The organism is Streptomyces sp. NPDC055140, assembly GCF_053607285.1.
On record NZ_JBSGTG010000014.1, the window covers coordinates 75408 to 87426 of the forward strand.

10 protein-coding genes and 1 riboswitch are annotated in these 12019 nt (G+C 71.7%); of the genes, 8 read left to right on the forward strand and 2 right to left on the reverse strand.

The genetic code is table 11. The features are described 5' to 3' along the window. Positions 1–48 precede the first annotated feature (48 nt). The 4 genes from ACWFR4_RS25400 (at position 49) to ACWFR4_RS25415 (ending at position 4971) form a co-directional block, all read left to right on the forward strand. Positions 49–1467: a M16 family metallopeptidase gene (locus tag ACWFR4_RS25400; protein WP_453654679.1), complete on the forward strand. Its 1419-nt coding sequence runs from the start codon at positions 49–51 to the stop codon at positions 1465–1467. Further along, complete coding sequence (locus tag ACWFR4_RS25405; RefSeq protein WP_453468350.1) at positions 1464–2849, forward strand: M16 family metallopeptidase; 1386 nt, start codon at positions 1464–1466, stop codon at positions 2847–2849. Before ACWFR4_RS25400 ends, ACWFR4_RS25405 begins: the two co-directional genes overlap by 4 nt. A 196-nt stretch (positions 2850–3045) precedes the next feature. Then, positions 3046–3202: riboswitch (cyclic di-AMP (ydaO/yuaA leader) on the forward strand. Between the two features lie 12 nt (positions 3203–3214). Next, positions 3215–4003: a M23 family metallopeptidase gene (locus tag ACWFR4_RS25410; protein ID WP_453654681.1), complete on the forward strand. Its 789-nt coding sequence runs from the start codon at positions 3215–3217 to the stop codon at positions 4001–4003. A 281-nt stretch (positions 4004–4284) separates the two neighbouring features. Further along, complete coding sequence (locus ACWFR4_RS25415; RefSeq protein WP_453468371.1) at positions 4285–4971, forward strand: GntR family transcriptional regulator; 687 nt, start codon at positions 4285–4287, stop codon at positions 4969–4971. 216 nt (positions 4972–5187) lie between these two features. Here ACWFR4_RS25415 and ACWFR4_RS25420 read toward each other — a convergent pair whose 3' ends face one another. Next, entirely contained in the window at positions 5188–5469 is a 282-nt protein-coding gene (locus tag ACWFR4_RS25420; RefSeq protein WP_405477830.1) for an HPr family phosphocarrier protein, read from the reverse strand. 177 nt (positions 5470–5646) lie between these two features. Between ACWFR4_RS25420 and ACWFR4_RS25425 the strand changes: the two genes are divergently transcribed. The 4 genes from ACWFR4_RS25425 to ACWFR4_RS25440 all read left to right on the forward strand — a co-directional run bounded on the left by ACWFR4_RS25425 (position 5647) and on the right by ACWFR4_RS25440 (position 11026). Further along, a complete protein-coding gene (locus ACWFR4_RS25425) occupies positions 5647–8469 on the forward strand; it encodes a bifunctional acetate--CoA ligase family protein/GNAT family N-acetyltransferase (RefSeq protein WP_453468370.1) in 2823 nt (940 codons plus the stop codon). Positions 8470–8563: 94 nt separating this feature from the next. After that, the gene (locus tag ACWFR4_RS25430) at positions 8564–9151 is read left to right on the forward strand and encodes a DUF5998 family protein (protein ID WP_116513360.1); all 588 of its coding nucleotides are present in this window, start codon (positions 8564–8566) and stop codon (positions 9149–9151) included. Further along, positions 9151–10338 (forward strand): alkaline phosphatase family protein, encoded by a 1188-nt coding sequence (locus tag ACWFR4_RS25435; RefSeq protein ID WP_453468369.1) that lies wholly within the window; start codon positions 9151–9153, stop codon positions 10336–10338. Before ACWFR4_RS25430 ends, ACWFR4_RS25435 begins: the two co-directional genes overlap by 1 nt. A 37-nt stretch (positions 10339–10375) precedes the next feature. Beyond that, positions 10376–11026 (forward strand): thymidine kinase, encoded by a 651-nt coding sequence (locus ACWFR4_RS25440; protein WP_453468368.1) that lies wholly within the window; start codon positions 10376–10378, stop codon positions 11024–11026. Between the two features lie 27 nt (positions 11027–11053). Here ACWFR4_RS25440 and ACWFR4_RS25445 read toward each other — a convergent pair whose 3' ends face one another. After that, positions 11054–11839 (reverse strand): VOC family protein, encoded by a 786-nt coding sequence (locus tag ACWFR4_RS25445; RefSeq protein ID WP_453654683.1) that lies wholly within the window; start codon positions 11837–11839, stop codon positions 11054–11056. Positions 11840–12019 lie beyond the last annotated feature (180 nt).

Genomic DNA, 12019 nt, shown 5'->3' on the forward strand with positions numbered 1-12019 from the left:
CAGCACATCTGCAGTTTCCGCGATAGTTCCGCGATCGAAGGGACGTACATGCCCATGGGTCACACGGCCACCGCCGAGGCCGGCTCCGGCGGCCTGACAGCGACCGAGCACCGCCTCGACAACGGGCTGCGCGTGGTGCTCTCCGAGGACCACCTGACCCCGGTCGCAGCCGTCTGCCTCTGGTACGACGTCGGCTCGCGCCACGAGGTCAAGGGCCGCACAGGCCTGGCTCACCTCTTCGAGCACCTGATGTTCCAGGGCTCGAAGCAGGTCCACGGGAACGGGCACTTCGAGCTGGTGCAGGGCGCCGGCGGCTCGCTGAACGGGACGACGAGTTTCGAGCGCACCAACTACTTCGAGACCATGCCGACCCACCAGCTGGAGCTCGCGCTCTGGCTGGAGGCCGACCGGATGGGCTCCCTCCTCGCCGCGCTCGACGAGGAGTCGATGGAGAACCAGCGCGACGTCGTCAAGAACGAGCGCCGCCAGCGCTACGACAACGTTCCGTACGGGACCGCGTTCGAGAAGCTGACCGCCCTCGTGTACCCGGAGGGCCACCCGTACCACCACACGCCCATCGGCTCCATGGCCGACCTGGACGCGGCCACGCTGGAGGACGCGCGAAACTTCTTCCGTACGTACTACGCCCCGAACAACGCCGTCCTTTCGGTCGTCGGGGACATCGACCCCGAGCAGACGCTGGCCTGGGTCGAGAAGTACTTCGGCTCCATCCCGCGCCACGACGGCAAGCAGCCCCCGCGCGACGGCGCCCTGTCCGACCTGATCGGTGAGGGCGTGCGCGAGGTCATCGAGGAGGAGGTCCCGGCCCGCGCGCTGATGGCCGCCTACCGGCTGCCGCAGGACGGTACGCGCGCGTGCGACGCGGCCGACCTGGCCCTGACGGTCCTCGGCGGCGGCGAGTCGTCCCGGATCTACAACCGTCTCGTACGGCGCGACCAGACCGCCGTCGCCGCCGGGTTCGGTCTCCTGCGGCTCGCGGGGGCGCCCTCCGTGGGATGGCTGGACGTGAAGACGTCCGCCGACGTCGAGGTCCCGGTCATCGAGGAGGCCGTCGACGAGGAGCTCGCGCGGTTTGCCGCCGACGGGCCCACCCCGGAGGAAATGGAGCGCGCCCAGGCCCAGTTGGAGCGCGAGTGGCTCGACCGGCTGGGCACGGTCTCGGGCCGCGCCGACGAACTGTGCAGGTTCGCCGTCCTGTTCGGTGACCCGCAGCTCGCCCTGACCGCCGTCCGGCGCGTCCTCGACATCACCGCCGAGGAGGTCAAGGAGGTGGCCAAGGCCCATCTGCGCCCCGACAACCGCGCGGTGCTCGTCTACGAGCCCACGACCCCCGAAGAGGCCGACGAGACCGCCGACGAGATCGCCGGCGGGACGACTGACGAGACCGCCGCAGCGACCACAAACGAGACCGCAGACGGGACCGCAGACAAGGAGGCCGGCAAGTGACCGAGCTCGCGACCATGGACTTCCACCCGCAGCCTCAGGCCGGCACGGCGCGGCCGTGGGCGTTCCCCGCGCCCGAGCGCGGCACCCTCGACAACGGCCTGACGGTGCTGCGCTGCCACCGTCCGGGCCAGCAGGTCGTCGCCATCGAGATCAATCTCGAAGCGCCCCTGGAGGCCGAACCCGCCGGGCTCGACGGCGTTGCCACCATCATGGCGAGGGCCTTTTCCGAAGGCACCGACAAGCTTGCCGCCGAGGAGTTCGCCGCCGAGCTCGAGCGCTGCGGCGCCACCCTCGACGCGCACGCCGACCACCCCGGCGTACGGGTCTCCCTGGAGGTCCCCGTCTCCCGCCTGCCGAAGGCGCTCGGTCTGCTCGCCGACGCCCTCAGGGCACCCGCCTTCGCGGACAGCGAGATCGAACGTCTGGTGCGCAACCGGCTCGACGAGATCCCGCACGAGACGGCGAACCCCGGCCGCCGCGCCGCCAAGGAGCTCTCGAAGCAGCTCTTCCCGGCCACCGCGCGCATGTCCCGCCCGCGCCAGGGCTCCGAAGAGACCGTCGCGGCCATCGACGCGGCGGCCGTACGCGCCTTCTACGACCGGCACGTGCGCCCCGCCACGGCCACCGCGGTCGTCGTGGGCGACCTCGCGGACATCGACCTCGACGCGCTGCTCGCGGACACGCTGGGCGCCTGGACGGGAAACACGGCCGAGCCGCGCCCCGTACCGCCCGTGACGGCCGACGACACCGGCAGGGTCGTCATCGTCGACCGGCCGGGCGCGGTGCAGACGCAGATCCTGATCGGCCGCGTCGGCGCGGACAAGCACGACCGGGTGTGGCCGGCGCAGGTGCTCGGCACGTACTGCCTGGGCGGCACCCTCACCTCCCGCCTGGACCGCGTCCTGCGCGAGGAGAAGGGATACACCTACGGCGTGCGGGCATTCGCCCAGGTGCTGCGCTCGGCGCCGGACGGGACGGGCGTCGCGATGCTCGCCATCAGCGGCTCCGTGGACACGCCGAACACGGGTCCGGCGCTCGACGACCTCTGGAAGGTGCTGCGCACGCTCGCGGCGGAGGGTCTCACCGACGCCGAACGGGACGTGGCCGTACAGAACTTGGTGGGCGTCGCCCCGCTCAAGTTCGAGACCGCCGCGGCCGTCGCGGGGACGCTCGCCGACCAGGTCGAGCAGCACCTGCCGGACGACTTCCAGGCGGAGGTGTACCGGCGGCTCGCCGCGACGGGCACCGTGGAGGCCACCGCGGCCGTCGTGAGCGCCTTCCCGATGGACCGTCTGGTGACGGTGCTCGTCGGTGACGCCGCGCAGATCGAGGAGCCCGTCAGGGCGCTCGGCATCGGAGAGGTGACCGTCGTCACGGGCTGACCGTGACCGGTGTGCAACGAGGGGCCCCGGTGGATGAGATGACCGCCGGGGCCCCTGTATGTCCGAATTGAACCAGTGGTTGCCTGTCTGCCCTGTGGCATGCGCTACAAAAGCCCGGTTCCGTTTGTTGATTGAAAGATGCCCCGCTTAGCGTCGGTCCGGCTGTCCGCCAGATGTACGCCGCGCCCGCGGCGCCGGACAGTCATCGCCGAGTCCCCCAAGGCGCGAGCCGGGGGAGCCGGGGACCCACCGTCCCTGGGGTGAATCGGACGCCCTTCTCTGAAGGGGGTCCGTAGGAGACCTTCCTGCTCCGAACCCGTCAGCTAACCCGGTAGGCGAGAAGGAAGGAAAGGATCAGCCACTCCATGGCGTTCACCCGTGCCACCGGGAAGCACCGTCGCCCGAGCCGTCTCACGCGTACCACCGCGCAGGTCGCCGGCGTCGCCGCGCTCACCACGACCGGTGTCATCGGAGGCCTCGCCGCCCCCGCCCTCGCCGCTGACGACGCGTCTCTTGAGCAGACCGGCCTGACCAAGGCCATCTCCATCGGTGACTCCCTCGCGGAGCAGATCGACGCGCAGGCCGCCGCCCAGCAGCAGGCCGCCGACAAGGCCGCCGCGAAGGAGAAGGCCGAGGCCGCGGCCAAGAAGAAGGCCGAGGAGGAGCGGCGCAAGGCCGAGGCGAAGGCCAAGGCGGAGCGCGAGGCCAAGGAGCGCGCCGCCCGTGCGGCCGAGCGCAAGCGACTGAACGCCTTCGTCATGCCCGTCACCGGCTCGTACGTGTCGACCGCGTACAAGGCCAGCAGCGGCCTGTGGTCCTCCGGTAGCCACACCGGCATCGACTTCCACGCCGCCAGCGGCACCTCGGTCCACGCCGTGGGCGCGGGCACGGTCGTGGAGGCCGGCTGGGGCGGCGCCTACGGCAACAACATCGTCATCAAGATGAACGACGGCACGTACACGCAGTACGGCCATCTGTCGTCCATCGGCGTCTCCGTCGGCCAGACGGTCACCCCGGGTCAGCAGATAGGCCTCTCCGGGGCGACCGGCAACGTCACGGGCCCGCACCTCCACTTCGAGGCGCGCACGAGCCCCGAGTACGGCTCGGACATCGACCCCGTCGCGTACCTGCGCTCGCACGGCATCAACGTCTGACCCTCGCCGCGTACTCGCGACAACGCACCGAAAGCCCCGGCTAACCGAGCCGGGGCTTTCGGCGTTACCGACCGCGCTCGTCACCAGCCGTGCTCGTTACCGGCCCGGCTCGTTCGTTGCCGGCGGCGCTGTCCAAAAAATATCCATGGATTACGGCCTGCCGTCGGAAATTCGCGTCCGCTGGAATAGAGTCGCTGGGCAAGCGCGCTGAACGGACTTCAATCGCGCTGTACGAGCGACTGTCTACCGCGTTTCGCGGGGATTAAGGCGGAGGTCGGTTCATGCGCATTCCGGCGCACTCGGTATGCACGGCGATCCGCGACGACATCGTCTCCGGTGTCTACGAGCGTGGCGGCAGACTCACCGAGGAGGTGCTCGCCCGCCGCTACGGCGTCTCCCGCGTCCCCGTGCGCGAGGCGCTGCGCACCTTGGAGGCCGAGGGCTTCGTCGTCACCCGCAGGCACGCGGGCGCGTGCGTCGCCGAACCCACCACGCAGGAGGCGGCGGATCAGCTGGAGATCCGGATGCTCCTCGAGCCGCTCGCCGCCGCCCGCGCCGCGCAGCGCCGCACCGAGGCGCACCTGAAGGTGCTTCGAGGCCTGGTCAGGCTGGGTCAGGAGCGCTCTCGGCGAGGTCAGAGCGAGGATCTGCGCTCGCTGGGCGGCTGGTTCCACGAGACGCTGGCGCAGGCGTCCGGCAGCCCGGGGCTGATCACGATGCTCACGCAGCTCCGCCACAAGATCGCGTGGATGTACACCGTCGAGCAGCCCGCGCAGCCCGCCGAGTCCTGGGCCGAGCACGGGGCGATCGTGGACGCCGTGGCGCGCGGTGACGGGGAGCGCGCGCGGGCGCTCACGGCGCAGCACACGGAGCGCGCCGCGGTCGCTCACCGGTTGCGCGCCCCCCGCCCGGGTGGCCGTGTGAGGACTTCGCAACATCCCGTCAACACGGTGGGGCTCCAGCATTAACAGAGGTGCCGTATACAAAGAGGGCGGCCCATTTCAAGGGGCTCTGTTTTCGCTGCCCCGGAATTATGAGAACAGGTCCGCAGAAAGAAAAAGGGTCTGCTCGGAAAATCCGAACAGACCCTTTATGTGGCGCGATCTTCTGCGAGCAGTAAACAGCGCCCAAGAATCCAGAGACCCGGTAGGGGTCAGTGCTGGGCGACCCCGTACCGGCCCGTACTAGACGGTCTCGGGAAGCTCCTCGAGCCCCTCGGAGACCAGCTTGGCCAGACGGTCGAGCGCGATGTCCGCACCCTCGACGTCGGAGGACAGGACGATCTCCTCGCCGCCGCCGGCACCCAGGCCGAGCACCGCGAGCATGGAGGCGGCGTTGACGGGAGTGCCGTCGATCTTGGCGATCGTCACGGGGACGCCGGCCGCCGTGGCCGCGCGGACGAAGATGGAGGCGGGGCGGGCGTGAAGGCCCTCGGCCCAGCCGACGTTGACGCGGCGCTCAGCCATGTGATGCTGCCCTTCAGGATTCTCACGGTTGTCTAGACCAGTCTCCCACACCGGTGGACGTGTCCGATGTGGGTCCTACGTACCGCCCGCACACGCCCGTCGGCCCTCATAGCGTGCCTTCGGCCCGCTCGCGCCGCGACCCGTACGACTGTCACCGCCGCGCCGTACGCTTGGCCCATGCAGACCCCGTCGGACCGGCACGCATACCCCGCCCACTGGGAAGCAGACGTGGTGCTGCGCGACGGCGGCACCGCGCGCATCAGGCCCATCACCATCGACGACGCCGAGCGGCTCACGAACTTCTACGAGCAGGTCTCCGACGAGTCGAAGTACTACCGCTTCTTCGCGCCATACCCACGACTGTCCGCCAAGGACGTCCACCGCTTCACCCATCACGACTACGTGGACCGGGTGGGCCTCGCGGCCACCGTGGGCGGCGAGTTCATCGCGACCGTCCGCTACGACCGCATCAACGCCCAGGGAATGTCCGCCTCCGCTCCCGCCGACGAGGCCGAGGTCGCCTTCCTCGTGCAGGACGCCCACCAGGGCCGGGGCGTCGCGTCCGCGCTCCTGGAGCACATCGCCGCCGTCGCCCGCGAGCGCGGGATCCGCCGCTTCGCCGCCGAGGTGCTGCCCGCCAACACCAAGATGATCAAGGTGTTCACGGACGCCGGGTACACCCAGAAGCGCCACTTCGAGGACGGCGTCGTCCGCCTGGAGTTCGGCCTCGAACCCACCGAGGCCTCGCTCGCCGTGCAGCGCGCCCGCGAGCAGCGCGCCGAGGCGCGCTCGGTGCACCGGCTTCTCGCCCCCGGATCCGTCGCCGTCATCGGCGTGGGCCGCACGCCCGGCGGAGTCGGCCGCAGCGTCCTCGACAACCTCCGCGACGCCGGCTTCACCGGCCGCCTCCACGCCGTGAACAGGGCGTTCCCCGACGATCTGCGCGACCTGGACGGCATCCCCGCCCACCGCTCCGTGCACGACATCGACGCCGCCGAGCCCGTCGACCTCGCCGTCGTCGCCGTCCCCGCGCGGTACGTCCCCGAAGTCGTCGCCGAGTGCGGAGAGCGCGGCGTGCAGGGGATCGTCGTGGTCTCCGCCGGATACGCCGAGTCCGGCAGCGAAGGCCGCGCCCGCCAGCGCGAACTGGTGCGCCAGGCCCGCTCGTACGGCATGCGCCTCATCGGGCCGAACGCCTTCGGCGTCATCAACACCTCGCCCGAGGTGCGGCTCAACGCGTCGCTCGCGCCCGAGATGCCGCGCGCGGGCCGCATGGGCCTGTTCGCCCAGTCGGGAGCGATCGGCATTGCGCTGCTCGCCCGTCTCCAGCGGCGCGGCGGCGGCGTGACCGGAGTGACAGGTGTGTCGACGTTCGTCTCCGCCGGCAACCGCGCGGACCTGTCGGGGAACGACGTACTCCAGTACTGGTACGACGACCCCGACACGGACGTCGCCCTGATGTACCTCGAATCCATCGGCAACCCGCGCAAGTTCACCCGCCTCGCCCGCCGCACGGCAGCCGCGAAGCCCCTCGTCGTGGTGCAGGGCGCCCGGCACAGCGGCATCGCGCCCCTCGGCCACGCGGTGCGCGCCACGCGCCTGCCGTACGCCACCGTCTCCGCCCTGCTGCGCCAGGCGGGTGTCATCCGTGTCGACACCATCACCGAACTCGTCGACACCGGCCTGCTGCTGGCCCGCCAGCCCCTCCCGCCGGGCCCCCGCGTGGCGATCCTCGGGAACTCGGAGTCGCTGGGCCTCCTCACGTACGACGTCTGCCTCGCCGAGGGCCTGCGGCCGAAGCCGCCGCGGGATCTGACGACCGCGGCGTCCGCCGAGGACTTCCACGCGGCGCTCACCGAGGCGCTCGCGGACGACAAGTGCGACGCGGTCGTCGTCACGGCGATGCCGGCGGTGGGGGAGTCGACCGCCGAGGACGCGGCGCTCGCCGAGGCGCTCAGTTCCGCCGCGGCCGGTACCCCCACCAAGCCCGTCCTGGTCGTGCACGTGGAGCTGGGCGGCCTTGCCGAAGCGCTCTCCGCGGCCGCCAGCACCGGCCCCCGCGCGCTCGCCAGGACCCCCGGCGGCCCCCCGGCCGGACGCCCGCCCACGGATGAGCCCGCCCCGACGCCCGCGCTCATCCCCGCCTACCCTGCCGCCGAGCGCGCCGTCCGCGCCCTCTCCGAAGCCGTCAAGTACGCCCAGTGGCGGCGCGACGCGGCGGAGCCCGGCAAGGTCCCCGAGTATGACGGCATCGACGAGACGGGCGCCGCCGAGCTCATCACCGCGCTCCTCGCGAAGGAGGACGACCCGCGCGGCGTCGAGCTCGCCCCCGAGGACGCCCGCGCCCTCCTCGCCCGCTACGGCATCGACGTACGGCAGACCCTGCCCGCCCCCGGACCTGACGAGGCGGCCACCGCCGCGCGCACCCTCGGCTACCCCGTCGCCCTCAAGACGACCGCCCCGCACCTGCGCCACCGAGCCGACCTCGGAGGAGTACGCCTGGACCTGGCGAACGAGGAGGAGCTGCGCCGCGCCTACGAAGAGCTGTCCGAGACGCTGGGCAAGCCCGAGGAGCTGCGGCCCGTAGTCCAGGCCATGGCACCCCGCGGCGTCGACACCGTCGTCCGCGCGGTCATCGACCCGGCCGCCGGCGCGGTGCTCTCCTTCGGACTCGCGGGTGCCGCGTCCGAGCTGCTCGGCGACACAGCACACCGGCTGATTCCGGTCACCGACCGGGACGCCCAGTCGATCGTCAGGGGCATCAAGACAGCGCCCCTGCTCTTCGGCTGGCGCGGCTCCGCGCCGGTCGACACGGCCGCGCTCGAAGAGGTGCTGCAACGGGTCTCGCGGCTCGTGGACGACCATCCCGAGGTCGTCGCCGTCTCCCTGGAGCCCGTCGTCGTCGCCCAGAGCGGCCTGTCGGTCCTCGGCGCCTCGATACGGCTCGCCCCGCCGCCCGCCCGCGACGACCTCGGCCCGCGCACCCTGCCCGCGTACTGAGCGGGCCGGGTGAGACGAGCCCCACATACGGGTGTTTTCCGCACCCGTCCACAGGCGCACCGCGAGCCCCCCGCCGGGCTTTAGGATGGACCTCATGGCCAAGACCAGTACGACGACCCAAGGGCTCCGCGCGGCGATCGAGCGCAGCGGCTACTACCCGGCCCTCGTGGCCGAGGCGGTGGAGGCCGCGGTCGGCGGCGAACCCATCGGGTCGTATCTGGTCCACCAGGAGACCACCTTCGACTCGAACGAGGTGCGCAGGCACGTCACCGTGCTCGTCCTCACCGGCACCCGCTTCATCGTCAGTCACACCGACGAGCAGGCCGCCGACACCACGTCGCCGACGCCGTACGCCACGACGTCCACCGAATCCGTGAAGCTCGGCCGGATCTCGTCGGTGGTGCTCAGCCGCGTCGTGGCCAACCCGGAGAAGTACGTCCCGGGCACCCTGCCCCGCGAGGTCGTCCTGACCATCGGCTGGGGCGCCGTCGCCCGCATCGACCTGGAGCCCGCGGCCTGCGGCGACCCCAACTGCGAGGCGGATCACGGGTACACGGGCAGCTCGACCGCCGACGACCTGAGCCTGCGCGTCAGCGAGACCGGGGACGGCCCCGACACCGTCCGTCAGACCCTCGCCTTCGCTCAGTCCCTGTCCGAGGCGACCGCGGCGACAGCGCGCTGATGGCCATGCCCGCCTGGGACGACGTAGAGCCTCTCGCCGTCCGGTCCGCACCTGTGCCCGAGTACGGCGTCGGCTCCCTCGCCGACCTGCTGCCCACCCTCGGCTCCCACCTGGGCGTTCCCGGCTGCGCTCCGGCGATACCCGAGCTCGCGCCCGCCGACCGCGCGTGCGTGTTCCTGATCGACGGGCTCGGCTGGCAGCAGCTCCTGGCCCACCCGGACGAGGCCCCGTTCCTGACCTCGCTCCTCGCCTCCTCGCGCGGCGGCACGGGCCGCCCGATCACCGCGGGCTACCCGGCGACCACCGCGACCTCGCTCGCCTCCGTCGGCACGGGCCTGCCGCCCGGCGCGCACGGCCTGCCCGGCTACACGGTCCGCAACCCGGACACCGGCGAGCTGATGAACCAGCTCCGCTGGATCCCCTGGACCCAGCCGCACGTCTGGCAGCCGTACCCGACGATCTTCCAGCGCGCCCACGAGGCCGGTGTGCACACCGCGCAGGTCTCCGCCCCCGCGTTCGAGTCGACGCCTCTCACGAAGATCGCCCTCAGCGGCGGCACCTTCCGCGGGCGCCTCTCCGGCGAGGACCGCATGGACCTGGCCGCCGAGCAACTGGCGGCGGGCGACCGGTCGTTGGTGTACACGTACTACAGCGAGGTCGACGGCAAGGGCCACCGCTTCGGCGTCGACTCCGACCCGTGGCGCGGCCAGCTCATGTACGTAGACCGCCTCGCGCAGCGCCTCGCCGAGCAGCTCCCGCCGCGCAGCGCCCTCTACATCACGGCCGACCACGGCATGATCGACATCCCGTTCGACGAGCAGTCCCGCATCGACTTCGACGAGGACTGGGAGCTGCGCGCCGGCGTCGCCCTCCTCGGTGGCGAGGGCCGCGCCCGCCACGTCTACGCGGTGCCGGGCGCCGAGTCCGACGTCCTGACCGTGTGGCGCGAGGTGCTCGGCGAGCAGTTCTGGATCGCGAGCCGGGACGAGGCGATCGAGGCCGGCTGGTTCGGCCCGCACATCGACGAGCGGGTCTACGCGCGCCTGGGGGACGTCATCGCGGCCGCCCACGACGACGTGGTGATCATCGCCTCGGAGCGGGAGCCCAAGGAGTCGGCCATGGTCGGCAACCACGGCTCGATGACCCCCGCCGAGCAGCTCGTACCACTGCTCGAAGTACGCTCCTGATCGTCCCCCACCACCGCGGAAAGGTCCTCAACTCCCCATGCCCGAGCTCGTGTTCTTCTCCGGAACGATGGACTGCGGAAAGAGCACCCTGGCTCTCCAGATAGAGCACAACCGCTCGGCGCGCGGCCTCAAGGGAATGATCCTCACGCGCGACGACCGGGCCGGTGAGGGCAAGCTCTCCTCGCGCCTCGGCCTCGTCACCGACGCCGTCGAGGTCGCCGACGGGCTCGACGTGTACGCGTACGTCGTCGACCAGCTGTCCCAGGGCGGCCGCGTGGACTACGTCATCGCGGACGAGGCGCAGTTCCTCGCGCCCGCCCAGATCGACCAGCTCGCCCGCGTCGTCGACGACCTGGGCCTCGACGTCTACGCCTTCGGCATCACGACCGACTTCCGGTCCAAGCTGTTCCCCGGCTCCCAGCGCCTGGTCGAACTCGCCGACCGCGTCGAGGTCCTCCAGGTCGAGGCCCTGTGCTGGTGCGGCGCCCGCGCCACGCACAATGCCCGCACGGTCGGCGGCCGGATGGTCGTCGAGGGCGCCCAGGTCGTCGTCGGGGACGTCGACCGGAGCGACGACGAGGTCGGCTACGAGGTCCTGTGCCGACGCCACCACCGCAAGCAGTTGACAAGCGCCACGGCGCACGCGGCGGCCCTGTCCCCCGAAGTGCTACCGGTCGCTTCGGCCTGAACCGCCGCTGAGGTCCGCCAGGAGGCCCTAGTCCTCCTCGCGCGGCGCCGACCGTACGAGGGTGAACACCGCGCCCTCCGGGTCCGCGACCGTCGCCAGGCGGCCCTGGGAGCTGTCGCGTGCGGGCTTCAGGACGTGGCCGCCGAGCTCCTCGACCAGGTCCACCGACTCGTCGACGTCCGCCACCTCGAAGTACGTCATCCAGTGCGCGCCCCGGTCGCGCGGGAGCGCCTGGCCCACGCCGTGCACCGACGCCACCGGGCTGCCGTTCAGATGCAGCGTCAGATAGTCGAAGTCGGCGGAGACGACGGCCTCCTCCTCGTAGCCGAAGGTCACCTCGTAGAACTTGGCGACGCTCGCCGTCTCCTGGGTCACCAGCTCGTTCCACGCCGGCGCCCCCGGCACCCCGGTGAGCGCCATCCCCAGATGCTCGGCCGCCTGCCAGATGCCGAACACCGCGCCCGCCGGGTCCGACGCGATGGCCATCCGGCCCGCCTCCCCGGCGTCGAGCGGGCCGACTCCGACGGTGCCACCGCAGTGGCGGATGCTCTCGGACGTGGCGTCCACGTCGTCCGAGGCGAGGTACGGGGTCCAGGCGACGGGCAGATGGCGGTCGGGCGGCATCTGCCCGATCCCGGCGACCTCATGCCCGTCGAGCAGGGCCCGCACGTAGGGGCCGAGCTGCTGCGGTCCCGGCCGGAACTCCCAGCCGAACAAAGCCGCGTAGAACTCCTGGGTCGCCGCCATGCCGTGCACCATGAGACTCACCCAGCAGGGGGTGCCCGGCGCCCGCCTGGCTGCTGCCTCGGTCATCGTCACTCTCTCCTCGGAACAAAATCACGTGTCGCAACGCGCCCGAGCTGATGCTGGCACTCCGTGCCGCGCGACGCTCACCGGCCGCGCCGCCACGGACGGACTCCTCGAACGAGGATGCCCGGTGGGATGTCCGTATCCATTGCCGCGCCATGGCCTCGCGATGTCCGGTCGGTCAAC